The following is a 24,805-nucleotide window of genomic DNA, read 5'->3' as shown; positions in this document are numbered from 1 at the left end:
ATGGGGCATCGGCGCGGCCGGGATCGACGCTCTGCGCGGTCGGCCCGGTACCGCGAGGGCAGGACCGGGGCCAAAGGGAGCGGCGGACGCCCGGGGCCGGGTGGGCTGGGTTGGACGGGGTCAGTCCCCGTAGGAACTGGCCGGGCTGTCGTCGTGAGGACCCCTACGAGGAACGGCCCGAGGAACTCAGGGTCGGGAGTCCTTACAGCGTCACCTGCACTTCGTAGGCCGTCGAGCGGAAAGGTCCAACGGTGAGCGCGTGCACGGGCGTCACCAGACCCGCTTGCGCCAGGCGAGCCGTCAGGCCAGAGTGCTCGGACCAGTCCTTGATGAAGACGTTCCCGGGCTCGGGCGTGAAACCGTAACCCTGCAGGCTGATCGAGATGGGCTCGGCGGGACCCTCGGCGTTTTCGAGTTCCAGCACACGGTTCTCGTTGTCGTGCACGAGCGCTCCCCTCAGCTCGATGCAGCCGAAGACGACGGTGACGTCGTGCTTCACGGTGGTGGTGGACTCAGCCATGGTGGTCTCTTCTCTCGTGATGTGGGTTGTGGACGCCGGCGGGCTCGATCAGGTGACGCCTCCGCTTTCACATGCTCCGTGGGCCTGAAGCATGAGCGATAGGGCAGGGGCGACAGGCTGGTGGCGGTTCGCGGTCACGGCAGGCCCCCCTGGAGTGCGGCGCGCGGCGGTCGGCCAGGTCGGCGTCCTGCCCCTCCAGCAGCGGGCCCGCGTCGTCGTCCCGGTCTTGGTCGTCGGGGCCGTCCTGGGAGGCCAGTTCGGTGGTCGCCTCGAAATCGATGTCGCCGGTGCCGTGGTAGATGATCAGGGCACCGTGCTCGTCGGTCTCGCTGTAGTAGCAGGGCGGCACCGCCGGGTGCCCTCCGGGTCGGTCGGGTGTCCGTCGGCCAGCTCGGCGAGCGGTTTCGGCTCCTCGACGGGGCGGCCGTAGCCGATGTCACGCAGTCGTTCGCGGCGGCGGTCCTGAACGTAGCCGCGGCACAACAGGGCGTCGTCTTGGGAGGTGGGCCAGTTCGAGGCGGTCGCGCACCACTCGCAGTGCGGCGTACGGGTCAGGCAGCGGCAGCGGCCTCTTCGCCCGTGTCGCATGTGAGGTCCTCGCGGTACCTTTTGAGCTTTGCGGTTCGGGGCCCTGGCGATCCACCCCCAGGGTGGGTTCACAGCTCGCTACTGACTGGGCGGGGCCATCGCTTGTGTGCGTCCTGGCGGGTCAGCTCCGAGACGACGCCAAGGTCGGATGGGTTCGCGCCGTGAATTCCGGCGTTGTCCGCAAAGTCGTCGGCGAGGCGCTCGGTCTCGACCTGACCTGCCGCAGGGCCCACGAAGCGATCACACCCGGGGGCGAAAGGGATGCTGATGCCTCTGCAGATCTACTTCCGGATCGACTGCGTCGATCCAGATCAGTCACAGGCCAGCGCCTGCTCGCGATAGAGCTTGCTGATCCGAGCAACGGCTCCAGTTGGAGGTTCGTAGACCGGTGGCAGCTTGCTGATCGCGATGTCGAGGTCCTGGGCATCCGGCAACAGCGCGGGCCGCGGCATCGCTGCTCCGCCGGCGGTGCTGAGGTGAAGCTCAATCGCGCGCTCGATACGCCTGTTGCGGGTCAGCACTCTGCTGATGCCGTTGACCTCGTCGAGATCCAGGTCGAAGACCACCGCCCGGTTAAGTGCCCGGCGCATGCGGTCTTCGATGGTGCAGTGCACGTTGAGGTCGATGGTGGTGTCCTTGTGTCCGAGCAGCACCGCGTCGAAGACGCTCTCAATACTGTCCGGGAGCTGCCAGCCGGGGAGATGCCCGAAGGTGCCATCCGTCTCGCGGTCGTCAACCTCGAGCAGACGGTTCCAGTCGTCGCGCCGGCGCTTCCACTCGTCCTTCCGGACCTCTTTCGGTCGGTCAGCCTGGTTCTGGTAGTGGTAGTCGACGAAGAAGGGTCGGCCGTCGGCTTCGAGCGCCATGAGTGCGCCGACGTACGCGCGGTTCCCGAAGAGGGGGTACGCCAGCCGGCGCGTACCGTAGTCGTCATCGACTTGGCCGAAGACGATGCTGAAGCGCAGCGGGTCGTGGAACGTCACGCGGTTATCGAGCCCGGCCTGCTCGTCGAGCCAGAGCTTCCGGGCCCGGTAGACGACGCAGTTGTGCAGGGGGCCGCCCATGTCGCGTTCGCGTACCTCGGCGTCGTCAACGACACGGGCGACGTTCCTGGCGATGATGGGTACAGCCAGCTCGCGGAAGACCTCGCGCATCCGCTTGGAGATCACGCGGGTAAGTTCGAAGAGGTCGGGCGCGTGCGCGGTCAGCCGCAGCCCGTCGTACAGTCTGACGCTCATCGGATTTTCCGTTCTCGGGATGCTCCCATGACTGTCGAACAGCTGGAGCGAGGTCGTTTTGAGTGATTTACGTGGCCGGTTTACTGGTCAGGGCGCGGTAAACCTCGCGGGCAACGAATCGCTTGAGGCAGCGCATGATGGCCTTGTTAGACAGCTCGCCCCTGGTGCGGCATTCGACGTAGGCGCGGGTGCCTACGTCGAAGCGCATCCGGGCCAGCACGATGGTGTGCATCGCGTTGTTCGCGGCCCGCTCACGGTCGCGGTTGAGGCGCTGACGGCGGGTGCGGCCGGCCGAGGCCAGCAGCTGGCCAGCTGTCTCGGGGCCGACGCCGAACAGCCCCAGCAGCGTGAGGGCCGCCTGCTTGACCGGCGGGCCGATCAGAGCGTTTAGCTCGGCCGAGTCCTCATGGCCACCTGGATCTGGGGGTTCAGGGTCTGGTGGCGACGGGTGGTCCGCAGGATCTGCACCGTTTCGACCACGGCGTCCCGGAGATTCGGTCTGCCGATAGCCCCGGTGGGCAGCACGGCCGTCACGGTGGCGTAGGCGTCGATCTGGTCAACCCTGCCTTCAACCGCCGCGCCTTGCGGTCCGGACGGTCCCGTCCACGACGGTGACACCGACGGCAGCCAGCACCCTTGCAAACACGGCATCGTAGGCGCCGTGGTCCCCCCGTCCGCACCACGCCGGGGGTGACGGAAGCCGGCGGCGTCAGCTCTCTTCGCTGATCTCGATCCGGTGGGTGCGGATTGCGCCCATCGGGTCCGGCGCCTGCACCCGCAGGCGCACCGGCTCAGCCCTGCTGGATCTCTTCGGTCTCCTCGACGCTCAGGAAGTACGCGGGCAGCGTGTCGAGGCCCTTGGTGTGGGCGTGGAACATGCGGTGGGTGCCGTCTATGAGGAGCTGGTTGACATCGTCGCCGAACTTGACCAGGGCGATGATCACGGGCTTGGCCAGGTCGGTACTCATCGCGTGCTCGTAGTTGAAGTGACGCTGGTCGGGTCCGAAGATGGGGCACCAGGACGCTCCGGCGTAGTCGGGGCGCAGCCGGTCGAGCTGGTAGACGGCAGCCCAGCTGGGAACCTCGGTGGGTATGGTCACGCGGGGCTCGGCGGCGATGATCTCCTCAGCCTTGTTGATGTTGAAGACCCACTTGCCGAAGGTGAAGCGCTGGATCTCGGTGGGCACGGCGGTCTCCTTGATGGCGGTGGTGGGCTCAGTCATTGAGGCTCCCTATTCGGCGTGTTGGTGTTGGTGGCGGGCTGTTCGTGGGCGAAGCTCCGGCCGGCGGAGAGCAGCGGGTAGTCCGCTCGTTGGCGGGCGGAGATCGCGAAGGCGTGGTCGCGGTCGGCGCAGGTGGTGTGCCCTTGGCGTTTGGCGCGCTGCCACAGGGTGTAGGCGGTGCGGCCTTTGATGGAGAGGTTGAACTCGCGGCGGCCGACGGGCTGGCCGATGCTGTCGATGTCGAGGAGGCCCGCGCACCACAGGGTGATGACCCGTGTCCGGGACAGCCTCTTGTTCACGTCGTGCTTGTCGGGTGCGATGTCCAGTGCGAAGAACCCGTCGGCGTACTCGGCGACCTTCCCGGCCGCCACCCAGTGGAGCACGGTGTGCTGGGCGTCGGAGATCGGAAACTGGCGGGCGGCTTCGATCTGCTCGTCGCTCAGCAGGTCTTCCTGCTTGAGCTCGCGGTGGTGCTGTTCGTTGTGGATGCGGGCCAGTTCCGCGATGTCCCACTCGGAGGTGCGTTTGTCGGTGATCGGGTGGGGGCCGGGTCCGTGGCGGGAGCAGTAAGCCATCCACCAGTCGGAGTTGCGCGTGGCGGTGCCGACGCGCCACAGGCCGATCCAGTCGGGCAGCCCATGTCGGGCCTGGGCCGGGTTCGTTATCACGGTGACTCCTTGCAGGGTCCCGGGTCCGGCGTCGACGGTTTCCTTCCGGGGCCGGCACCGGACCTGGTCAGTGGAGCGGCGGTGCGGGTGCGAGCGTCTGGCCGGGTGGGAGTTCGAACAGCGGCGTCTGGGTGGCGCCGTGCCGGGTGAGGTTCCAGCGCTGGACGATGGCCGTGCCGTCGTGATGGCTGACGAGCGCGAGCCGGCCGCCGCCGTTGTTCATGGCGTACGCGATCAGCGTGGCCAACTTCTTCTGGGTATCGCGGGTGGGGCCGTCGGCGGGTTCTTGCCGCTGGCCGTTGATGCGCTGGGACTTGGCGGAGTCGATGACCTGGTGGCCGTTGACGGTGGCTTCGGCGACGGCGGCGACGCGGCCGGTACCGGCCTGTTCGTAGGCAGCGTCCAGGATCCGCAGCGCGACGGCGTCGAGATCGGTGATCCGTATCAGCGGGTCGGGGATCCCGCAGTACGTCGCGTAGTCGCGAGCGGCCAGCAGGTATCCCCCGGCGGTGCGGTGGCCGCTGCCGACAGGGCGGCCCTGAGAGTCGGTCGCCTGGTAGCCGCCGCTGCCGGAGGTGACCCCGTGGTGGAAGCCGCCGTCGATGGTGGCGGTCAGTTCGGGGTGGGTGCGGCAGGTGACGCGGTAGACGCCGACCTGGTCGAGCTCGGGGTGAGGTGCGACGACGAACTCCACCTCAAGGCCGGCAGGGTGAGGGGCCTCGGCCCACACGCCCATGTTCGTGGTGCGGACGTCGGTGAATCCGCGGCTCTGCAGGAGTGCGGCGATCTGCTGGGTCAGCTGGTCCCAGCGGCGGCCCGGTTGGTCGGACATGGGGCGTTCGGTGTGGAGTTTGCGCGGGGTGTCCATGGCCAGCTGCACAGCGACGGAGCGGACCCGGTCGGTGCGGCCGTGGGCAACGGTGACGGCGTGGCCGCCTTCGGTCAGCTGGTCCAGGTCGGGCCACTGGTCGGCGGGCAACGCTTCGCGGGCGGCGCGCAGGTGCGGGGCGGGGGCGCCTTCGTGGTAGTGGGCTCGTCCGGAAATGGTCGACTTGACTGGCATGACTACTCCTGGTTGGGCACGGTGGACCCGCGTCCGCTCACGGGTGGCCGCGCAAGCAGTGGGGCGCGGCCCCGTGAGCGGGTCTCGTTTCAGCGGGCGAGGATGTCGAGCAGGCTGAGCGGCTCGTGGGCGTCGGCGTGGAGAAGCCGCCGCGCTTCGAGGTCGGTGAGGGCCAGGAGCCGCTGCGCCGTGGGGAAGAGTTCGTAGCGGATCAGGTAGTGGCCGGTGGCGTGGGCGTCGCCGCCGTTGGCGTGGACGGTGTATCCGGCGAGGTGGGCCACGGCGGCGGGGATGGAGATCTTCCGTCTCCGGGCTTGGGGGTCCTGGCCGGGGGTGAGGGTGACGGGCTTGCGCAGCTCGGCCGGGTCGGCGAGCCAGGCGTGCGGGTGGTGGATCCCGGGACATGCGGTAAACCAGTCCCGAAGTTCGGCCAGCAGGGTGCGTCGGTCGTCGTCCGACAGCAGGGACTGCGGCCAGGTCCCGGCGAGGTGGGCATTCATGTCGCGGGTGCGGTCGTCGTCGATGTGCTGCGCCCACTGCTGACTGAGGGCGGCGGCCGGGGCGCAGTGGCCGGTGGTTGGCTGCCAGCCGTCGTCGGTGAGGACCGACTTGCCGGGGCCTCAGCCGCCGCCGTTGGTCTCGCAGGCGGTGGTGTGGGCGGCGAGGGTGTTGCCGATGTTGCAGGCGGCGGAGGACAAGTAGCCGTTGTCGCGCTGGCGGAGGTTGAACGTGGGGAGGATGTCGATGCCGGTCATCGGGGGGTGTGCTCCTTGGTGATGTGGTGTGCGGTGGTCGCGGCGGTGAGGGCAGCGTCCAGGTAGAGGCCGCGAATCAGCCGCCAGTGCAGGGCCTGTTCGGCGTGCCAGCGGATGCCGGCGGCGAGGTGGGCATGACGGGGTGGAGGCGCGGGGGGGGCCGTCCTCGGCGAAGTGGGTGTGGGTGTGCGGCGTGGCGGGGACGCGGGGTGTACGTCCCCGCCACGCGGGGGTGCTGCAAGGGGGGTGGTGGTCGGGGAGGCGGTCGCCTTCAACCCGGTCCGTGATCAGCTGCCGCCACCATGTCACCGACAGTGACGACGCCGGTCAAACGTGCAGGTCAGTGGCCTGCCGGTGGGGGTTAGGGACGGTTGAAGACGGAGGCGACCGGATACAGGTGGGGTCCGCCGTCGTCGGCCAGCTTGAGGCCGTTCATGCGGAACACACAGACCATGCCGTCCTGGCCGGGTTCGTGCCAGGTACCGCCGGGACGGACATGGGCGACGCGGCCAATGAACTCGCCGTCGTCGGTGCAAACAGTGACGGTCTGGCCGCCGCGCAGCCGGGCCGGGTCGGCGGGCCCTCCGGCGAGCCAGGGCAGGACGTTGTCCCGGTAGTAGTTAACGCCGAGGAGTTCGCTGACCTGCTGCCTGCCCTGGGAGCAGCGGTAGGCACAGCCCCAGAAGCTGGAGAGGGCACACCAGTTGCAGGCGTCGTGGTGGCCGGTGATCCAGCGGGTGAGGCGGTGGATCTCGTCGGTGAGCTGGGCGTCGGTGGGGCGCAGGGTCGGGTCGGTGTGGACGAGGTGCTGCGGGTGGGCGGTGGTGCGGCGGGTGTCGGCGGGCGGCTCGAGGATCACGATGCGGTGGCGGTGGTCGTTGCTGGTGGTCGTATCGACCACGGTGAGCGGGGTGCGGTCGGGGTCGGTGGGCCGGAACAGGGTCTGCCCGGGGGTGAGGGTGAACAGGTGGCTCATGCGCCGGCCTCCGTCTTGTTGACAGGGACGACGAGGTGCAGCACGTTGCCGTCGTACTGCAACGCCATGAACGTCTTGCCGCCGGTCAGGTCGATGTGGGGGTAGGCGGTGGCGGGGTCGAGGATCTCGTGGCCGCAGGCCCGGCATTCGTACCGGTTGGGGCCGGTGGACGCGAGGGTGCCGATCCGCTTACAGGTGTCGTCGGGGCAGGGCATCGGCTGCGGGCGGCCCGGGGCCGCGGGCACGACCGGCCGGGTGACGTGGAACTTGACCGGCCAGTCCGCGCGGCGGCCGAACCGGGCGCGGGCGTATTCGTGGGCGACGGCTATCAGGTCGTCCTGGATGGCGCGGTGCATCACCGGGGCGAGCTGCTTGGTGATGCGGCCCTTGAGGTCGAATCCGTGGAAGACGGTGAGCTTGGACCGGCCACCGTTGTTGATGAAGTACAGCGTTTGCGTTCCGGCGTGGCCGCGGTCTTCGGTGGCGAACAGGTCGACGGCAAGGCGTGCTGCACGGTCGGGGTCGGGCCGGGTACGGGACACATGGTGTGGTCCTTCCTGGTGGGGTCTTTGTGGTCATGTGCAGGCCCGGGACGGGGTGGAGGTCAGGCGGCGGCGCGATGCGCCTTGATGTCGGCCGCGGCCTGACCGAGTGCCGTCTTGAGGACACCGCCGAGGGAGCAAAGGTCAACGATCCGCGTGCCGTCCAGGTGGAAATTCGCGAAGTCCTGCGCCAGAGCCCCCGGGGTGAAGATCGCCCCCATCCAGGACGTGTCCAGTTTCGGCGGCCTCCTGGTAGTGGTCGAGAACGAACTCCTTCTCGTCCTCGGTGAGGGGACGGCCGGAGTCGACCAAGGCAAGGGCCTGCCGGTGCAGGCGGGAAGCGTCCTTGACGATGCGGGCCATCACGGCCTGATCTCCGGTTCGTCGGGCTCCGGCGAGATCACCAGCAGCCCCCGCCGCTGGAGGTCCCAAGTCTTGTCGTAGACCGGGGCCCACCGGTCGCGGTGCGTACGTTCCAGCAGCTCCCCGAGCCGCTTCGCCTTCAGCCCTTCCGTGTGCGCGCCAACGAGCGCGAGCACCTGGCGCTCCAGCCGCCGCTCGTCAGGAAGCTCCTCGAACCACTCGAAGTGGGGCTCGATCTTGAAAGCGTTCATACCTGCTGTTCCTTCTGGCCGTCCACCGGCCGCCACTCGAAGTCGCCGGGCCGACGTAGGTCTCCACCAGCTCCCCGTCCTTGATCAGGTCGATCTCGGCCCGCTCCTCGTCGGTGCACTGGCGGTACCGCCAGTGCTCGTCCGAGAGCGGCAGCCGGGTCGTGTCGAAGTACCGGCCCTGAAGGCGTACCCCCTCCTCGCGGGCGGCGTCGACCTCCACCGCGGGCGCGATGCGACGCTCCGGGCAGGTCTCGCAGTACGCGCCCCATCGCTCCGGGTTGCCCTCGCGCGGGACGAACTCCAGGACGTGCGTTGCCTCGTTGTCGCAGAATGCGGCGCTGCACGTGACGAGCGTTCCGCGGCTGTTGAATCGCGGGCCCGACCCGGTCGTCATGCCGCAGGGGAGCTTCACTCGGTTCTGCATGGCTCACCGGTTCCAGTTCGGGCCCTTGGTGACGGCGTCAACGAAGGTCCCGGTCGTGAGCTGGGGCGTCTCGGCCGCCGCGGGCTCGTCTTCGCCGTCCTCCTCGGGCGTGTTGGCGGGCGTGTAGAGCCCCAGGTCCGCCAGGAGGCGGCCCATCTGGATGGCGGACTCGGCGATGTCGTCCTCGGCATTGAGGCGGCTGTGGGCCTGGCCGTTGTCGGTACCGATGGCCGTCTCGAAGTCGTCGTGCGCCTTCGCCAGGTCCGCCGCACCGGCCTGCACCCGGTTGACCTGCTCGGCGCTGAGAACCACGGAGCCCTCCGGGGCGACCACCAGGCCCAGGCCCTCGGCCATGCGCGTCGCGTAGCTATGCCACCCGGCCTCGCGGGTGCCGAAGTACTCGCCGTCGTCCTCGCCGAGGAACCCGGTCGCCCAGGGGTCCTGGGCGCCGCCGTACGCGAGGATCAACATGCGGCCGTCCGGCATCGGGGTCCGGTGCACGATGGCGCGCCCGGCGTAGGTGTAGGTGTTGTCGGTCTGCATTCGGTTCCAATCTCGATGGCGCCCCCGCGCATCGAGCGCGAGGGCGCTGCCAGTTAGGGGGGTTTACGCCTCGTCGGTCTCGACCGAGACCAGCTCCGCAGAGACGCGGCGGCGCTCGCCGCCCATGTCGCGGATGAGGACGTAGCCGGTGTGCTTGATGCCGCGGTCGTACGGCTCGGTCTCGGTCTCGGTCTCGACCACGGTGCAGGGGGTCATAAACCGGCCCCAGAGGGCCTTCGCCCCGGCCGCCGCTTCGAGCGTGGAGCCCCACATGTCGGAGGCCCAGAACCGGGTCTCCTCATCGGCGATCTCCTCGAAGTGCGGGTACTCGCCCACGACATCCGGGGGGACCACGAAGTTGATCTTTTCGGCCTTGCGGACCCAGACACCGTCGTCGCGCCGTTGCTCCAGCCCGATGGCAGCCAGCACCATGCGGCCCTCGCGGATTGCGGCGGCGTCCTTGTCGTCCAGGTCTTCCAGCCGGTACCCGCGAAACGTGCTGCGGTGCTGCTCGGTGACCACGATGCGGTGCATCACACCTCCACTGGGAAACGAGAAGGGGCCCGGCGAAACTCGCCGACCCCCGTCTGAACTGCTACTGCTTCTGCCTCACGCGGCGGCGGACGCCCGCGCCTGCTCCTTCCAGGCGGCGTACAGCTCAGCGGCCTTGACCGGGACCATCCACGGGAAGGCGTCCGCCCACTCCCGGTACACCTCGCCGTCGGACTTCTCGTAGTAGGAGTCGCAGGCCGCTTCGGTGATCAGCTCGGGGTTCTCGGTCAGCTCGGTGATGGTCTGCCTGCTGTTGCGCTCGTAGAACATGACCTCGTGCCCGAGCCGCCCGAGCTCGTCGTCGGTGAAGCACTCCTCACACAGGCGGACGCGCTGGCCGCTGACCCTGTGCACGGCCATGACCCGGGCGCTCTTGTAGGAGAACGACCCGCAGCGCAGGCACCTGTAGGCGGAGTCCCACGACAAGCACCCCTGGTGGACCTCCGACCACTCTCGGGTGACCTCGAAGTCGTCACGCACCGGGGTAACCTCCGTAAGGGGGCCCAGCCATCCGCGGGTGTGGTGGTCCAGCTCGACGTACGCGGAGTACGGCTTGACCGGCATGCCGCGGTAGATGCCTCCGTTGGTCTTCCGGAACTGGGAGATCTTGCCGTAGTGCAACTCCGTGTGCCCGCTCTTCGTGCTGACCGCAACGCGCACCAGGTCACCGAGCCCGAACGGGCGGCGGTGCTTGTCAACGGCGGCCCGCCAGACTTCGACGTCGAGAGCAGCGCTGTACCCACCGCCGCTCCGCGCCGTGAAGGCGTCCCGCGCGATCCCGGTGATGTTGTACGCGCTCGGCTCGCGCCCCTCCGCCGTCAGCGTCTCCACGATGACGTTCCGCACCGCGCGAATGCTTCCGTACCCGCTCATGCTTCTCCTTCCGAAAAGGTGATGGACTGCTGCGCGCCCGGCGCGGGAGTCGAACCCGCGCCTGCGCCTGCCGGGCGGCTCAGACCGGAACCGGCTCCGCCCGCTCGAAAACCTTGCCGGCGGGCGTGACGACCCTGTCGAAGTCCCCGTAGGTCTCGAAGAGCGTCTTGATCGCGTCACTGAGCTTCGGGGCCTCGAAGGTGTCGCACCAGGACCGGTGGCCCGGCTGGTCATCGACGTACTGCTTGATCTCGTCCTCGGGCATGTCTGCCGTCGTGAGGTCGAGCCTCAGCACGTCGCAGTCCTCGATGTCGATCTCGCCGCCGAGTGTCCAGTTCTGCGCCATCTCGTACTCCTCGTTGCCCATTTCCGTGCCGTAGACCTCATCCGAGATCCCCGGCATATCCCGCATTCCTTCGGCCTTGTCCTGGTAGAGGAACCGGACCGCTTCCTCCTGGTCGAGTAGTGCATCCCGAAGAAGTCCTCCAAGAACTTCTCGTCGTCGTCCCATTCGTAGCCATCCGGGGCCGGTTCGCCCCGGGTCACGACGATCCGGTCGTTGTCGGCGTACCGACCGGTGAGCAGATAGCCCATGAAGGCCGCCTAGAAGTTCGCGTGCGTGTACTCCAGCGCCTCGTCCGGCTTCCGCCGGGCGCGCCACTGGCCGCCGTCTATCTCGACGATGAACGTCCACTCGTCCGACGCCGCGGGGCCGATCCGTTCCTCGGCCCATTCGTCGACCCAGCACGGCCGCGAGCCGGTGCGCCAGCAGCCGCAGGGGGTGCGGTGCGTCGTCTGAGATCCCGCCCGCAGGACCCAGGCGGCGGCCGTTGCGACGGTGCCCTTGCTCATTAGAGGACCATCCCTTCTGCAGCCCTCATGGGTAGGGTTGTGACCTCTCGGTCCCGGTGGGTGCACGGCCGTTTTTGCGAGCCGCTCGACGGCCAGCATGAGTTCCGCCGGCCCCGCCGGACCGAGGCCGTCTGATCGGCTTCAGGGACACGCCCCGCAGAGGGCCGATTAATGAGCTCCCGGCAGACGACCTCACCACCGGGCAGGTGCTCCGCGCACGGCACAGGAGTACTTCTTTCGTGTTCATCGGATGGGACTGGGCGACCGACACCCACGACGTGACGGTCATGGACGCCTGGGGCAAGCGCATCGACAGGTGGGAACTGGCGCATACCGAGGAGGGGTTCGCCAAGACCCTGGCCCGGCTGGGCAAGCACGGTGCCCCGGCGGATCTGCCGGTGGCGATCGAGACGACACGCGGCCTGGCCGTGGACCGGCTGCTGGCCGCTGGGCATCCAGTGGTGCCGGTGCATCCGAACGCCTTCCACGCGATGCGCCCGCGCTGGGGCGCTTCCAAGGCCAAGACCGACGCGGGCGACAGTATGAAGCTCGCCGACTACCTGCGCACCGACGGGCACCTGCTGCCCCGTCTGAAGCCCACCGAGCAGGCGACCATGGACCTGCAGGCCCTCACCCGGACCCGCGCCGATCACGTCGAGGCCCGCGTGGCTGCCGTCAACCGCCTCGCCGCTCTGCTGGATGAGCACTGGCCTGGCGGCAAGGTGATGTTCGCCAGCCTCGACAGCGATATCGCACTGGCCTTCCTGGAGCGATACCCCACCCCTGGCTCCGCCGCCAAGCTCACCCCCGGACGGCTCGAAGCCTGGTGCAAGCGCCGCGGCTACTCGGGGAGGAAGTCGGGCGGCACTCTGATGGAGCACATGCGCTCGGCCCCGGCCGCGGCCTCCCGCGTCAGCGCGCAGATCGTCGAGCAGCTCATCCGCATTCAGGTTCAACTGGTCCGGAGCATCCGGATGACCATTGCCGCACTGGACAAGGCCATTGCTGATGCGGTCGCGTCGCATCCATACGCTCCGCTGTTCGCCACCATGCCCCGCATCGGCACGATCAACCTGGCCAAGGTCATCGGCGAGATCGGCCCGATCCTGGAGCGTGCCCAGAGCTGTGAACAGCTCATCGCCGAGGCCGGAGTCGTCCCGGTCACCCGCGCCTCGGGCAAGTCCCGCTCGGTAGCCTTCCGCTTTGCGACCAACCGCAGGGCCCGCCTCGCCCTGACTCAGTTCGCCGACAACAGCCGCCACGGCAGCGACTGGGCTGCGAAGATCTACAACGACGCCCGCGCCCGCAAGAAGCGCCATCCGCATGCCACCCGCATCCTGGCCCGCTCCTGGCTCCGCGTCATGTGGGCCTGCTGGCGCAACGGCACCTGCTACGACCCCGCTGTCCACCAAGCCAACAGCAAGATCAACATGACCGCCGACACGCCCCTGATGCCATAGAGGTTGACTCAGGAAACTCATGCCGGCACCTCCAGGTCGAGCCCGTTGCGCAGCCGGCAGCCGGGGCACGTGATCCGGTCGCTGTGCCGGCCGTACGCCGGATAGGTCATGTGCTCCGCGCCCCAGCTCCGGCCGCCCGTGGTCTCCAGCAACTCGCCGCACACCGTGGACTGCCACGTCTGTCCCGTGTCTCTGTCCTCGAAGCCCGTCGCCGAGACGATGTGCTTCGCGCCCTCGACCGGCTGCCAGACCCTCGCCTCCTTGCGTACCCACTGGCTCGGGTCGATCAGGTGGCAGGCCGCGAGCTGGTCGACGTAACCGCTGTGCTGCCAGACCCGCAGGCTTACCGTCGCGTGACCGTGCTGGCACCGGCGGTAGGCGGGGAGGCTGATCGCCGGGTCCTCGACCACCCAGTAGTTCGTCCACTGGCCCCGGTAGTTCGTCGCGCGCGGGTCCTTCACCGCGACCCGGTCCCCGACCGTGAGCCCCGCGAGCAGTTCCGTCGCCAGCTCCAGCGTCATCATCAGAACTCTCCGATCACGTAGCGGCCAGCGAAGATCTGGACGTCGTCGAACTTCGGGATCATGTAGGTGTCGCGAACCGCCCACCCGTAGCCGTAGTGGCGTGCCAGGGACCGCCCGGCCGCGAGCGCCCTTTGCTCGGTCCCGTACGACTTGAACGGCCGCTCGACCGTCCACCGCTCACCCAGCGGGGCGTTCGCACCCCGGGCCTTGAACAGCGTGGAAATCTCCGGCTGGTCCTGGATCGGTACAGCCTGGAACCAGCCCATGCCGCCGTGCTCCATCTGGTAGCACTCCTTCACGCGGACGTACCGCACGTCGGCCTGCTGCCCCCGCTCACGGTGATACTTCGCCTCTTCGAGTGCTTCCTCGTACCGACTGGTCACCGTGCCGGAGAGCCGCCGCCCGTCCACGTACAAGTAGAACTTGCCCCGGGCCGCCGTCCACGAGTGGAAGACGTGCGTGGCGAACACGGACTCCGACCACATCTCACCCTTGCCGAAGCTCGTGTAGATCCCGGCCTCACCGGTCGTTATCGGCGCGGAGAACCGGTTGCCGTTGTCGTCGTAGAGCTGAACAGCCCTGCCGTCCTCGACAATCTCCGCGCCCATCACTTTGTCGGCGACCCGCATATGGACGCAGACTTCCGAGAACGGAAGCCGAATGATGAACATCACCCCCGGCACCAGAACCGTCCGCTTACCAAAAGCCATGAAATACCTCCCCAAGAAGTGTGCCAGCTCACGCAAAAGAGGGACGTTGCGTCTGCGTCCCTCTTTCAGACCTTTAATCGCACTGACAGATGAGGGCCGTATGCCGAGAATTCGAATCCCGGCGTACGGGCGGCGTGAGGCACCAGCCCGCCGGGCTTCGCCCGTCAGCCAGTTGACGGCCTGCGCGGGAGATGCGGTTACGGGGTGCTCGTCGGCCGTCCGAACTCACCGGCCAGCACCGCCATGACGAGCCCGAGCATCTCCACGGTCTCCTCGATGTGCCGGTCGGCGACCGCGTCGTGGTCGTCGTAGTCGTTGCCGAGTAGTGCTCCGTCGGCGTCTTTGTGCGGCGCGAGCTCGGCTTCGTGGCGGGCCAGCATGGCTGCATGCGCGTCGATCAGAGCGTGGAGCACGGCCGGGCCGTCCCCTTCGGGGATGTCGGCGGCTTCGGTGAGGTTTTGGCCCTGCCACATCGCGGCGCAGTGGAGCCATCCGGCCAAGTTCTGGATGCGCGCGCTGTATGCGCGGTCCCACAGGTGGAAGGGGATGGCCTGGGTCTCGGTGAGCTGGGTGAGGACTTCGGCGATATCGGCGGGGGCCGCGTCGCGCGGGAGCGCAGCCAATGGAGTTTTGAACACAGCGTTCCTTGTCATGGTGAGTACAGGCGGACGAGACACCGCCGGTGAGGACAGACAGCGTGGGCTAGCAGAGGCCGGGCGCGGATGTCGGAGGGTGGGGCTACTCCCAGATGCCGGTCACGCACAGGTCGGTGACACTGGGCAGCTCGGACAGGATCGAGTGGAACTCCTGCGGCTCGTACTTCCCCTGGCGCGTGGCCTTGGCCAGTCGCAGCGAGAGATCGATCTTCACGGAAGATTCCTCGTGGTCGCGCGTGGCGATGTATCCGGCGTCCATACACGAGTACTGGACTCTGTCGACGACCGTGATCAATTCACCGAAGGCGATCCGGTCTCCTCGCCCGGGAACGGGGAGCTCGCCCGTCTCCCAGGTGAATTCAGCGGTGTGCTCGACCCCGTCGTGTTTGAAGCCTAGGCCGAAAGCCGCGTCGACGCGCACTTCGTTTCTCCTTTTCTGACTGGTCCGGGTAGCGCCCTGCGCACAGCCCGGCTGGGTGGAACGGAATGAAGGGGCGGAAGCCGGCGGACAGGGACCGGTGCATCCGCATCCGTCTCGCCGTCTGCTCTACGGCCGCTCTTCCGCCGGGACTACAGGATCTGGGAGGCAGCGGGTTTACTCTTCCTCGCCAGCTCAGTACGTGCTACGCCCAGTCGTCGGCGGTCAGCTCAGTTCCGACCTTGACCGTGTAGGACGACCAGCGCACCACCGTGTCCTGGTCGCCGACGATGTTGTAGAGGATCTGCTTGTGGTGCCCGCCGTCGGGATACTCGTGGTACTCCTCGGCATACTCGCGGGCCAGGTCGATGGTCGGGAACGGGATCTCGACCGGCTCTCCGTGCCAGAAGTGCGTGGTCAGGGTGCCCTTGACCGGCATGATCCGGAACCGCTCGCCCTCCGGCGGCACCTCGCCCTCGTACAGCCATCCATCCGTCGACCCCCAGCCGCGCGCCTGGCCCTGGTACTCGGCTTCGGCCCCCTCACGCGTCTCGTACTCCGTGATCGTCGCCCTACGCCGCTCGCTGCGCTGGTGGTTGCACGAGTCCGACCAGCCAGGGGTGCGCACGTAGTACGGCTTCGATGTCGGCGTGTAACCCGGCTCCGACTTCTCGCAGCACGGCTCCAGAATGCAGACGGTGAATACGTCCGTCACGAATCCCCTTCCCAGGAAAACAGGACGCGGACCGAACCGCCCGCGCCCAAGGAGTACGCGGTCAGTCGTTCAGCTTCGTGCGCTTGTCCTCGTGCTGCGCAGCGGAGCTGTCGAGGTCGGCTGCGGGCTCCGCGTCGTGTCCGTCTGCTGGGTGCTCGGCGTGCGCCCACCAACCGCCGGTCGGGCAGGCGATCCACTGGATCATGGTGCGGCAGGTGCGGCAGGTGGTGTCGGGGTAGGTGATCTCAGGGGCGTACTCGGTGTCCATGGGGGTCCTTCCGGGCGTGGGGTATCCGAGGGGCGGCGTCGACGTGGCTGCCGGCGATGACTTCAGTTGCAGGACAGTTCTGTGGCTCGTGACCAACTGCCCATACGGAAACGGATGGTGGTAGCCGGCGGAACATCAGACTTCGGATTCGCCGGATCCGTGCGCCAGGCCTCGTAGGCCGCCAGCGTCGTGGATCCCGTTACCAGCAGACACCGGCGAATCGCGGCGATGAGCTGTTCCTGGGTCCACTTCGTCGTCGCATCCTGCAGTTGTTCGGGCTGTGCAACCGTGTCGAGGCCCGCGAGTTCTAGTGCACGGTTCCAGCTGCCGAAGCGGCGCTCGTAGAGCGGAGCAGACGGGTCTGCGTCCCCACGGCGGTGCTCGAACGTCCGACGTCCGAGGATGCTCTCCCCCTGCGCCAGGCGGATGAGCACGCGGAGAAGCTGTTGGTCGGTATAGACGACCGGACCTGGCTTCATGGGCGCGGGGACGTGCGTAGCATGCATAGTCATGTCCGGTGTTCTCCTTCCGGAATCGGGCGCGCGTCAGAGCAAGGCCACCTGCATGAGCTGTTGGCCGCGGGCGATGGACGCGAGCACCGCGTTGAAGGTCCGAGGGAGCCGACCGCAGCAGGTCGAGTCGTCCATCTCGGCGGCGAGGCACGGCAGTTCCTAGAGCCAGGCTGCGGCCTGCTTGTTGGCGTAGACCGGGTTCTCGCCCTCGAAGACGGTCGCCAGCAGGTCCTCTGGCCATCACTCACGTGCAGCGTGAGCGTCAGCAGATCGACGTCGGCGGTGGCCCGATCAGAAGCAAGGGCAGTCATGGCGAGCAGTCCTTCGTGGGAGGAGATGAGAAGCCCACGAACAGCCGCCCAACAGGGGGCCACCCGTAGCCGGCACGCGCACGACGTATCGCAGAGCCTTCCGGATCAACTCCGTTGATCCCCAAGCGCCAAACAGACCCGCAGGCACTCTGCTCGCCCGAGTCCCGCTCTGCGCATCCTCTGCATCCTCTATCTAGCGACATCCTGACTCATCACAGGCCGTCATTCAATAGGCATTCACATAAGATGCACTCAGAGACCAGTCGATCCAATCAGACTGGTCGACAACAGGAGAGGCGAGGCGAGAAGCGATGAGGACCTGGGGGCCGAGGAAGGCTGGACTCCCTGCTGTGGCATTGGCTGCGGCCGCTGGCGTTGCGCTCGCTGGATGTTCCAGCGGCAACAGCAGCACGACCAAGGAGGCACAGCCGGCGCCTACACCGAGGCCGACCACGAGCACTACCAAGGTCACCGACAAGGCTCTCAGCGAGGCGCTGGACAAGCTCGCCTTCCAGGGCGCCGGAAGTTCCAGAAAGGACGGCGGAGCCTGCCTAGCCAGCGCAGCACGGAAGGCGGGAATACCGGAGGATGCGCTGGCCTACATCGTCAAGGCTGACGGCGACGACATGGGCGCAGTCATCGACGGACTGAACAAGGTGAGCGAGGACGACGCCGCACTGCTGGCCTCGCGGTCTCTGCGCGAGGACGTAGACGCATGCGTCGACAAGGCCGCGCTTCCGGACAGCAGCAGCCTCAAGGCTCAGAGCTACGCGCCCCCGAAGGCAGCCGCGAAGCCTATACCTGGCAAGCCGAACCTGAAACCGGCTTACCCGGTCCGCGCGGATCAGCCGGTCAACTCGTCCATCGAGCTCACCAAGGGTCTGGTCTCGATGCTCTCCTCCTACGCCCGGGACGAGAGCCAGAAGAAGACCTACGCGGCGGCTGGCCAGTGTCTGTCGACCGTGGTGCACAACGCGGGCTTCGGCCAGGAGGCGCTGCACTTCTTCGCCGGCGGCGCACCCCTCAGCACCGGGTCGATCGTCGAACACCTGCCGAACGACAAGGACAAGGCGATCTGGCAGTCCCCGAGGTTCACCCAGGAGCTCGTCGACTGCACGACGAACGCGACGCCAACTCCCATGCCCGGCTCCTGAGCGGGCGTCCATCAGACAGACGAAGGACCCGGTGCGACATATCGCACCGGGTCCCTTCTCTTCTCGCCGTCACGCGAAGGCGGGTGCGTTCCACAGCAGATAGCCCCGCCCGAGGGGAAAGGAATCGAGCAGGGCCAGCTACTGCGACGATGCCCGCCGGGGGGGTGCCCCTATGGGTTTGGTCAAGGTGATGGGGCGGGTTGGGGTTCGTAGAAGGTGCCGTCTCGGAGCATGGCGAAGAGGACGTCGGCTCGCCGGCGGGCGAGGCAGAGGAGGGCTTGGGTGTGGTGCTTTCCCTGCGCGATCTTCTTGTCGTAGTAGGCCCGGGATGCCGGGTCGGCGAGGGCGGCGAACGCGGAGAGGAAGAAGGCCCGTTTGAGCTGCTTGTTTCCGCGTCGGGACGGTTGCTCGCCCCGGATCGACGACCCGGAACTGCGGGTCGTCGGGGCGAGGCCGGCGTAGGCGGCGAGGTGGGCGGCGGAAGGGAACGAACTGCCGTCGCCGACGTCGATGAGGATGCGGGCTCCGGTCCTGACGCCTATCCCCGGCATGGACGTCAGGACCTTGGAAAGAGGGTGGAGATCCAGCAGTTCCTCGATCCGGGCGGCGAGGAGTTTTCGCTGGTCAAGCACCGCCTGGAGAGAGTTGGCGAGGCTGGGGATGATCAACGCGGCCGCGTCCGTCCCCGGGACGACGACGGTCTGCTCGTCCAGAGCCGTGAAGATGTCGTCGACGAGACGCTCCGCCATCCGCGGTGCCTTCGGACGTATCAAGGTCACGAGCCGGCGCCGTCCGGCCTTGCGGATTTCCGCCGGGGAGCCGAACTGGTCGAGGAGCTTGAGCACGGCCGGGTGCTGCACTCGCGGGCCCAGGACCCGTTCCAATGACGGATGGATCTGCGTGAGAAGGCCGCGGAGACGGTTGCTGATCCTTGTCGCTTCGCCGGCCAGGTCATCGTCGAAGCCGACGATCATCTCCAGCTCGGCGATGGTCTCCTCCTCGAGATCGACCGAGCGGAGTGTGTGCGGCATGACGCGGGCCGCGTCCGCGATGACGAACGCGTCGCGGGCATCGGTCTTGGCCTCGCCCGGATAGAGATCGGCGATCCGCCGCATCGTCAGTCCGGGCAGATAGGCCACCGGGCAGCCCATGTCCCGGGCCACCGCCAGCGGCAGAGCACCGATCGAGGCCGGCTGATCCACGACCACCAGCACGGTCCCGTGCTTGGCCTGCAGTTTCCCGAAGACTTCGCGGAGCTTCGGTTCGCTGTTGGGCAGCCGCTTGTCGAAGGCCTTCTTCCCGGCCGGCGTGACGGCGGTGGCGTGGTGTTCGCCCTTGCCGACGTCCAGGCCGAGGAAGGCGCCGATGCCGCTGATGTCGATCACACGCGTCCTCCGGTCGTCCTCTTCGCCCGGCCGTCCCACGGCACCGATCGCCACATCCACATTACGAAGAGCCTCCCGACCTGCGAAGAAGTCGGTGGTCATGCCCCTAATCAGCGGTCTGTCGATGCCTCCGGAGCCGGTGACACCACCCCCCAAGACATGAGATCGACAGGGGGAGAAAGTCATGCCAACTCCGGAGGCCGGGCGCCCCGTTGCGGGGCAAGCAAAACGGTAATGGGGGGGGCGACTGGGCGCGACTGCGACCTTACTGATTATCAAACCCTAACGCCAAGAGCGTAGGTAACTTATCAAGTAGCATTGATAGGGTGGACTGATAGATCAGTCAAACGAGACAAGGAGAAGCCGCGCATGACCGTCTCACAGGAGTTGGAGAAGACGACGCAGCCCGTGCGCGGCACAAAGAAGAAGCCGCCGGGCGCGACACAGAGCGGCAGTGGTGGCCGCCAGGGCATGTTCGTCCGGCTGAGCTCGGACGACAAGCAGCGCGCGGAGTACTGGGCCGACAAGCGCGGGTTCTCCTCGGTGAACGAGTACGTGGCCGAGGCGGTGATCGAGAAGATCCGGCGCGAGAACCTCGACTACGACCTGCCGACCCTGGAGATCGCGCGGCTCAACGAGCTCGTCGACCAGGTCGCGGCACTGGCAAAGAACTCGGCGAACCTCGAACGCGTCGTCACCACGGGCTTCGACTCGCTGATCGGACTCACCCGCGGCGACAACTACCTCTTGGATGACGAAAACGGTGAGCTCGCATGAGCCGGGATTTCGCAGAGATGCTGGAGGCGACCACGCCTACCAACGAGGTGATGGAGGTGGACACGTCCTTCCTTGACGCCTACAGGCGCGGCGGGAGCGAGGAGCTCAAGCGTGTCCAGGCCCAGGTGGCACAGCCTGAACCTGAGGTGGCAACGCCCGAGCCGGATGTGCAGTTCGATGAGGCCGGCGACGTCGACTCTCAACTCAAGGTAGAAGGCCCACAGGCTGATCTCGACGTGGAAGCCGGAGCGGATCGCCCGAACCTGGAGCCGGACCACGAGCCCGACGCCGGCGACTCCGAGCGGGCCAGCGGATCCAATCAGCGCGGTGGCGCCGGCGGCGGACAGGACACCGCTGACGGGGTGATCCCGGGCGGTGCACCGGCGGGCCCTGCGGTTGATGCCGTTCCGCCCCCCGGGGCACAACCGGACGTCGAGGACGCCACCACAGCAGAAGTCGCTGCTCATGACGTCGTCGCCGCACCGGATGAACCCGAGCATGTATCGCCTGGATCGCTGCAGCTCACCGACCATCAGGACGCCGTGCAGAGCGCGGCCTCGAAGAGGGGCTCGGGCAGCACAGCCGAGACCTCCACGCTCCCCCAGTCGGGGTTCCGGCTCGCCGGCGTGCAGAGCCAGCCGCACATCAAGGCGCTGCCCGAGAGCATCATGAACGCGCTGCGGGAGCAGCTGCGAGCAGCCGCAGTCCGTGAGCTGGGCGTGAACGACAGCGCTGCTCGGGAGTTCAGCCAGCGGCTGAGCCAGGGCACGCTGGTGACGGCGTTCCTGCTGGCGCAGCTCGACCTGCACCTTGATGCCGATCCTGCCACCGAGCGTGCTGTCGAGCTGTTCCGCTCCCGCGACCCGCTGTTGGGCAGCGTGGTGGCACGCCTGGCGAACATCCAGGCCGCTGAACGCGATCGGGACGGGTTGCTGCGCAAGCTGTGCGCCGAGTTGGGCGAGGTGCGCCAGACCAGCGCGGTGGTCGAGCAGGCGCTGGCGTACTCCATCGCCGACCGTACGGAGAACTTCCTGCGGGGCTCGCACAACCTCCACGACGCGCCGATCACGCACAAGGAGGCGATCTACTTCCGGGACAAGGCCCGTGAGGCGACCAGGAAGCAGTTGAAGCTTGAACGCGAGCGGGAAGGGCGGCCGATTCGATGACCGCGACGAGCAAGGAGAAGCTCTTCCCCGCCCGGCAGCGCTGCAAGACGTGCGGTAAGGGTCTGGGCCTCCGCGCCCAGGACCCGATGCACCTCGGCCTGCACTGCACTCCGCGGTGTGCGGGTATGGCCGCGCCGGCCTCGCGGACCGAGGACGCGCCGCGCGGATGCCGGACACAGCGCGAAGGGGCGTGGGCCTTCAAGCGCCGCTACCGGAGCGAGCAGGAGAACCTCGCGAAGCTCCGTGAAGACGCGTCGACGAGCTGGCACTGGTGCGAAGAGAGCTGTGGCGCGATCCACGTCGGCCACACGCGCATGGGCGAGCGGGAGAAGTTCCGGATATTCGAGGACCTGACCGCGGACCTGCCGGATCTGCCGATCAAGCTCAGAGGTCAGGCCACGCGCAAGCACATCGCCGAGGTGGCCGGTGTGCGGCCCATCCGGCTGAAGGAGCTGGAGGAAGGCCTGAAGCACCCGGAAGGACTCGAGACTCTCGGCAAGGTACTGCGGGTGTACCGCGTCCGGCTAGGCGTGGCGTTGCCGACTGGGCGGTGACAGCGCTCGACAGCTGGCGACCCCGAGAGGCACAGCTCCTCGGGCCTTCTCTTTTTTCGACGAGTGGCGATTGCTCGAACAGCGTGCCGGGGCCGGGCTCTCTCTGCATGCCCTCGCGCCATTTGAAGTCTTTTCAGGCTCCTTTAGACTCTCATTAATCCATCCTTTTCTAGTAGGCTCGCACTCGCTTCCAAGTGAACTACGAGAAGGAGTCAACATGGTCGCGATCGTGGTCGCAGAGAAGCCGAGTGCAGCAAGGAACATGGCCAGCGCCCTCGGCGGGACGAGGGGCAGCTACAAGGGCACGGCCTACGAGGTGGCGAGCCTGAGGGGTCATCTCTACGAGTTCGCCCAGCCGCACGCGATGGTGGACTCCTCGCTCGCGGACGCCTATCAGAAGTGGGACCTGGGCAACCTTCCGTGGAACCCGCAGGATCTTTCGTGGAAGCGCGAGCCGCAGAAGAACGTCACGGACGTCATCAAGACGCTGCGCAGCGCGCTCGGCCGCGGCGACGAAATCGTCATCGCCACGGACCTGGATCCGTCCGGCGAGGGCGATCTGCTTTTCTGGGAAGCGATCGACGAACTCGGCTTCCATGGGAAGCGGTTCAGCCGCATGGAGTTCACCGACGAATCGAAGGCCTCGATCCAGAAGGCCTTCGAGCAGCGCCGACCTGTGAATTCCATGCAGGGCGAGGGCGACTACCGCAAGGCGATGTACCGCTCGCAGTGGGACTTCCTCTCGATGCAGTTCACCCGTATCGCCACGGCGATGGGCCGCCAGTCCGGCCAGGACCTCGTCCTGCGCCAGGGCCGACTGAAGTCGGCGATGGTCTCTCTCGTCGGCGACCAGCAGAAGGCTTACGACGCGTACGTCAGGAAGCCGTTCTTCCAAAACCGCTTCCGCGACAAGAACGACGTCATGTACACGAACCCGGACGAGCCGCGGTGCGACCAGAAGGGCCAGGTGTCGCAGCAGTACGGCCCTTCCGCTGTCGTCCTGGACAGCAAGGCGGACAAGAAGACCGAGCCGCCGAAGCTGCTCGACCTTGCCTCCCTGTCTTCGATGCTCGTTGGCAAGGGCGTGAAGGCGAACCTGACGCTCTCGACCTACCAGAAGATGTACGAGGACCAAGTTGTCTCATACCCGCGTACGGAAGACAAGACGATCACGCCTGAGCAGTTCAAGGACCTCGCGCCGCTGGTCGACAAGATCGCCGCCGTGGTCGGCGTCGACGCTGGATTTCTGACGCACCGCCAGCCTCGACCCACGCACGTGAAGCCTCAGGGCGCGCACGGCGCGAACCGTCCGGGTCCGAAGGTGCCCTCGTCGCTGGACGAGGTCGAGCGCAAGTACGGCAAGGCCGGGCGGCTCATCTACGAGATGCTCGCGAAAAGCTACCTGGCCATGCTCGCCGAGGACTACTTGTTCGAGCAGCAGAAGGGCCACGTGGAGAAGTACCCGGACTTCGTCGGCATCGCCGACGTGCCCAAGAGCCCCGGCTGGAGGGCCGTGTTCGATCCGGACGCCAGCGACGACACGGACGAGGGCGACGGGAACGAGTCCGGCAAGGGCCTGGGCCAGAATGCTGAGCCGTTCATCTTCGAGGGCGCGAACAAGCGCCCCGATCACCCGACGATGAAGTGGCTCATGAAGCAGCTTGAGAAGCGCGACGTGGGTACAGGTGCGACCCGCACCTCGACGTACTCGGAGGTCACCAACGATAAGGCGAAGTACCCGCTGCTGACCGAGAAGGGCCGGAAGCTCAGGCTGGCGCAGGCCGGCGAGATGAGTTGGAGGCTCCTGCCGGGCACGCGCATCGGCGATCTCGGGCTCACTGAGAGGGTCTACGCCGACATGCGCGACATCGCCGCCGGGACGGCGACCGCCGAGGAACGCCTGGCCGTCGTCGCCGACTGGGTGCGCGAGGACATCGCCACGATGACGAAGAATGCCGCGTCCATGCGCGCTGAGCTGGGCCTGAAGGAGCAGGTCAGCGCCGCCCACGCCGAGGGCGTGTGGCAGGCCGCTCCAGGTGGCCCGAAGAAGGTCTCCTTCAAGAAGATCTGGTCGGGCCACGAGTTCAGCGATGACGAGGTGACGAAGCTGCTCGCGGGCGAGACAATCTCGTTCGAGGCGAGGTCGAAGGCGGACAAGCCCTTCACGGCCACCGGTGCGCTCGGCGTCGGCGACTTCAAGGGCCGCAAGTTCATCGGGTTCCAGCTGGAAGGGCTGGACATGCCGACGAAGTGGTCTGGTCGGACGTTCACGCCGGCAGAGGTCACGGTGCTCCTGGCGGGCCAGGCGCTGGAGATCGACGACTTCGTGAGCACGAAGACTGGCAAGACCTTCGGCTGCAAGGTGAGCTGGGACGCGAAGGCCAGGAAGATCGTCCCGGACTTCGGCTCCGGCGACGAGCCGCCTCGGTCCTGGTGCCAGGTGACCTTCACCGATGCGCAGCGCAGGGATCTGGCGGCCGGCAAGAGTATCCGGGGCACGGGCTTCGTTTCGGCCAAGGGCAAGACCTTCGACGCGGAGGTCACCTGGAAGGAAGAGGGTGGCAAGAAGAAGATCGTCCCGTCGTTCGGTTGATACCGGACGGGCACTGACGAGTTGCAGCGGGTCCGGGATCTCGGGGCCCGCTGCTGCCTTTTCACGACAGCGGCAGCATGGGGGGGTGCGATGGGGGCCTTGACCCAAGGCCGGGTAGTTAGCGTTTTCGCAGGTCACGCAAGGGGTGTTGGCGTCCATGCTGTAGCGGCG

Annotated in this window: 33 protein-coding genes; 6 read left to right on the top strand and 27 right to left on the bottom strand. The window is 67.4% G+C overall.

Annotated features, from left to right (window positions below):
* Positions 1-202: 202 nt before the first annotated feature.
* The 19 genes from MTF69_RS41265 to MTF69_RS41180 form a co-directional block, all read right to left on the bottom strand.
* Positions 203-520, bottom strand: a complete 318-nt coding sequence (locus MTF69_RS41265; RefSeq protein WP_243341960.1) for a hypothetical protein — start codon at positions 518-520, stop codon at positions 203-205.
* A 67-nt stretch (positions 521-587) separates the two neighbouring features.
* Positions 588-869 carry a hypothetical protein gene (locus MTF69_RS41260; protein ID WP_243341959.1) on the bottom strand — a complete coding sequence of 94 codons (282 nt, stop codon included), beginning with the start codon at positions 867-869 and terminating at the stop codon, positions 588-590.
* A 550-nt stretch (positions 870-1,419) separates the two neighbouring features.
* On the bottom strand, positions 1,420-2,346 hold the full coding sequence (locus tag MTF69_RS41255) for a hypothetical protein (RefSeq protein ID WP_243341958.1): 927 nt from the start codon (positions 2,344-2,346) through the stop codon (positions 1,420-1,422).
* 67 nt (positions 2,347-2,413) lie between these two features.
* Positions 2,414-2,578, bottom strand: coding sequence for a hypothetical protein (locus MTF69_RS41250; protein WP_243341957.1), 165 nt, complete (start codon positions 2,576-2,578; stop codon positions 2,414-2,416).
* A gap of 559 nt (positions 2,579-3,137) precedes the next feature.
* Positions 3,138-3,569, bottom strand: a complete 432-nt coding sequence (locus MTF69_RS41245; RefSeq protein WP_243341956.1) for a hypothetical protein — start codon at positions 3,567-3,569, stop codon at positions 3,138-3,140.
* Positions 3,566-4,237: a hypothetical protein gene (locus MTF69_RS41240; RefSeq protein WP_243341955.1), complete on the bottom strand. Its 672-nt coding sequence runs from the start codon at positions 4,235-4,237 to the stop codon at positions 3,566-3,568. Before MTF69_RS41240 ends, MTF69_RS41245 begins: the two co-directional genes overlap by 4 nt.
* Positions 4,238-4,304: 67 nt before the next feature.
* On the bottom strand, positions 4,305-5,300 hold the full coding sequence (locus tag MTF69_RS41235) for a hypothetical protein (protein WP_243341954.1): 996 nt from the start codon (positions 5,298-5,300) through the stop codon (positions 4,305-4,307).
* Positions 5,301-5,389: 89 nt separating this feature from the next.
* Positions 5,390-5,800 carry a hypothetical protein gene (locus MTF69_RS41230; RefSeq protein ID WP_243341953.1) on the bottom strand — a complete coding sequence of 137 codons (411 nt, stop codon included), beginning with the start codon at positions 5,798-5,800 and terminating at the stop codon, positions 5,390-5,392.
* Positions 5,801-5,920: 120 nt separating this feature from the next.
* Positions 5,921-6,055: a hypothetical protein gene (locus MTF69_RS43255; RefSeq protein WP_279346885.1), complete on the bottom strand. Its 135-nt coding sequence runs from the start codon at positions 6,053-6,055 to the stop codon at positions 5,921-5,923.
* Positions 6,056-6,416: 361 nt separating this feature from the next.
* Complete coding sequence (locus tag MTF69_RS41225; RefSeq protein ID WP_243341952.1) at positions 6,417-7,031, bottom strand: hypothetical protein; 615 nt, start codon at positions 7,029-7,031, stop codon at positions 6,417-6,419.
* Complete coding sequence (locus MTF69_RS41220) at positions 7,028-7,573, bottom strand: hypothetical protein (protein WP_243341951.1); 546 nt, start codon at positions 7,571-7,573, stop codon at positions 7,028-7,030. The genes MTF69_RS41225 and MTF69_RS41220 overlap by 4 nt, the downstream gene beginning before the upstream one ends.
* Before the next feature lie 62 nt (positions 7,574-7,635).
* Positions 7,636-7,794 (bottom strand): hypothetical protein, encoded by a 159-nt coding sequence (locus tag MTF69_RS41215; RefSeq protein WP_243341950.1) that lies wholly within the window; start codon positions 7,792-7,794, stop codon positions 7,636-7,638.
* Positions 7,795-7,935: 141 nt separating this feature from the next.
* The gene (locus MTF69_RS41210; protein WP_243341949.1) at positions 7,936-8,187 is read right to left on the bottom strand and encodes a hypothetical protein; all 252 of its coding nucleotides are present in this window, start codon (positions 8,185-8,187) and stop codon (positions 7,936-7,938) included.
* Complete coding sequence (locus MTF69_RS41205) at positions 8,135-8,611, bottom strand: hypothetical protein (protein WP_243341948.1); 477 nt, start codon at positions 8,609-8,611, stop codon at positions 8,135-8,137. The genes MTF69_RS41210 and MTF69_RS41205 overlap by 53 nt, the downstream gene beginning before the upstream one ends.
* 3 nt (positions 8,612-8,614) lie before the next feature.
* A complete protein-coding gene (locus tag MTF69_RS41200) occupies positions 8,615-9,154 on the bottom strand; it encodes a hypothetical protein (protein ID WP_243341947.1) in 540 nt (179 codons plus the stop codon).
* 63 nt (positions 9,155-9,217) lie between these two features.
* Positions 9,218-9,688 carry a hypothetical protein gene (locus MTF69_RS41195; protein ID WP_243341946.1) on the bottom strand — a complete coding sequence of 157 codons (471 nt, stop codon included), beginning with the start codon at positions 9,686-9,688 and terminating at the stop codon, positions 9,218-9,220.
* 75 nt (positions 9,689-9,763) lie between these two features.
* The gene (locus tag MTF69_RS41190; protein WP_243341945.1) at positions 9,764-10,579 is read right to left on the bottom strand and encodes a hypothetical protein; all 816 of its coding nucleotides are present in this window, start codon (positions 10,577-10,579) and stop codon (positions 9,764-9,766) included.
* Positions 10,580-10,658: 79 nt separating this feature from the next.
* Positions 10,659-10,982 (bottom strand): hypothetical protein, encoded by a 324-nt coding sequence (locus tag MTF69_RS41185; RefSeq protein WP_243341944.1) that lies wholly within the window; start codon positions 10,980-10,982, stop codon positions 10,659-10,661.
* Positions 10,983-11,182: 200 nt separating this feature from the next.
* Positions 11,183-11,431, bottom strand: a complete 249-nt coding sequence (locus tag MTF69_RS41180; protein WP_243341943.1) for a hypothetical protein — start codon at positions 11,429-11,431, stop codon at positions 11,183-11,185.
* A gap of 239 nt (positions 11,432-11,670) precedes the next feature.
* On the opposite strand from MTF69_RS41180, the gene MTF69_RS41175 reads away from it, so the two are divergent.
* Positions 11,671-12,891, top strand: coding sequence for an IS110 family transposase (locus MTF69_RS41175; RefSeq protein WP_243341942.1), 1,221 nt, complete (start codon positions 11,671-11,673; stop codon positions 12,889-12,891).
* Positions 12,892-12,908: 17 nt separating this feature from the next.
* On the opposite strand, the gene MTF69_RS41170 is transcribed toward MTF69_RS41175, so the two are convergent.
* The 7 genes from MTF69_RS41170 to MTF69_RS41140 all read right to left on the bottom strand — a co-directional run bounded on the left by MTF69_RS41170 (position 12,909) and on the right by MTF69_RS41140 (position 16,694).
* A complete protein-coding gene (locus MTF69_RS41170) occupies positions 12,909-13,415 on the bottom strand; it encodes a hypothetical protein (RefSeq protein ID WP_243341941.1) in 507 nt (168 codons plus the stop codon).
* Positions 13,415-14,161 carry a hypothetical protein gene (locus MTF69_RS41165; protein WP_243341940.1) on the bottom strand — a complete coding sequence of 249 codons (747 nt, stop codon included), beginning with the start codon at positions 14,159-14,161 and terminating at the stop codon, positions 13,415-13,417. The genes MTF69_RS41170 and MTF69_RS41165 overlap by 1 nt, the downstream gene beginning before the upstream one ends.
* Positions 14,162-14,322: 161 nt before the next feature.
* A complete protein-coding gene (locus tag MTF69_RS41160) occupies positions 14,323-14,748 on the bottom strand; it encodes a hypothetical protein (RefSeq protein ID WP_243341939.1) in 426 nt (141 codons plus the stop codon).
* A 115-nt stretch (positions 14,749-14,863) separates the two neighbouring features.
* Entirely contained in the window at positions 14,864-15,202 is a 339-nt protein-coding gene (locus tag MTF69_RS41155) for a hypothetical protein (RefSeq protein ID WP_243341938.1), read from the bottom strand.
* Positions 15,203-15,404: 202 nt separating this feature from the next.
* Positions 15,405-15,914, bottom strand: coding sequence for a hypothetical protein (locus MTF69_RS41150; protein WP_243341937.1), 510 nt, complete (start codon positions 15,912-15,914; stop codon positions 15,405-15,407).
* Positions 15,915-15,975: 61 nt separating this feature from the next.
* Entirely contained in the window at positions 15,976-16,182 is a 207-nt protein-coding gene (locus tag MTF69_RS41145) for a hypothetical protein (protein WP_243341936.1), read from the bottom strand.
* A gap of 62 nt (positions 16,183-16,244) precedes the next feature.
* A complete protein-coding gene (locus MTF69_RS41140) occupies positions 16,245-16,694 on the bottom strand; it encodes a homing endonuclease associated repeat-containing protein (RefSeq protein WP_243341935.1) in 450 nt (149 codons plus the stop codon).
* A 622-nt stretch (positions 16,695-17,316) separates the two neighbouring features.
* Here MTF69_RS41140 and MTF69_RS41135 point away from each other — a divergent pair.
* Complete coding sequence (locus MTF69_RS41135) at positions 17,317-18,159, top strand: hypothetical protein (RefSeq protein WP_243341934.1); 843 nt, start codon at positions 17,317-17,319, stop codon at positions 18,157-18,159.
* A gap of 182 nt (positions 18,160-18,341) precedes the next feature.
* Here the strand turns inward: MTF69_RS41135 and MTF69_RS41130 are convergent, their stop codons facing one another.
* Positions 18,342-19,544: an IS110 family transposase gene (locus MTF69_RS41130; protein WP_243341975.1), complete on the bottom strand. Its 1,203-nt coding sequence runs from the start codon at positions 19,542-19,544 to the stop codon at positions 18,342-18,344.
* A 369-nt stretch (positions 19,545-19,913) separates the two neighbouring features.
* Here MTF69_RS41130 and MTF69_RS41125 point away from each other — a divergent pair, with 369 nt between their 5' ends.
* The 4 genes from MTF69_RS41125 (at position 19,914) to MTF69_RS41110 (ending at position 24,634) form a co-directional block, all read left to right on the top strand.
* Complete coding sequence (locus MTF69_RS41125; RefSeq protein WP_243341933.1) at positions 19,914-20,321, top strand: hypothetical protein; 408 nt, start codon at positions 19,914-19,916, stop codon at positions 20,319-20,321.
* Positions 20,318-21,487, top strand: a complete 1,170-nt coding sequence (locus tag MTF69_RS41120; RefSeq protein WP_243341932.1) for a hypothetical protein — start codon at positions 20,318-20,320, stop codon at positions 21,485-21,487. Before MTF69_RS41125 ends, MTF69_RS41120 begins: the two co-directional genes overlap by 4 nt.
* Positions 21,484-22,041 (top strand): hypothetical protein, encoded by a 558-nt coding sequence (locus tag MTF69_RS41115; protein ID WP_243341931.1) that lies wholly within the window; start codon positions 21,484-21,486, stop codon positions 22,039-22,041. Before MTF69_RS41120 ends, MTF69_RS41115 begins: the two co-directional genes overlap by 4 nt.
* Positions 22,042-22,258: 217 nt before the next feature.
* Positions 22,259-24,634 (top strand): DNA topoisomerase, encoded by a 2,376-nt coding sequence (locus MTF69_RS41110; RefSeq protein WP_243341930.1) that lies wholly within the window; start codon positions 22,259-22,261, stop codon positions 24,632-24,634.
* Positions 24,635-24,805: the final 171 nt, after the last annotated feature.

This window comes from Streptomyces sp. AP-93, assembly GCF_022808175.1.
Lineage (GTDB): Bacteria > Actinomycetota > Actinomycetes > Streptomycetales > Streptomycetaceae > Streptomyces.
Note: the sequence above shows the minus strand (reverse complement) of the source record. Positions and strands in the feature narration are given on the sequence as shown.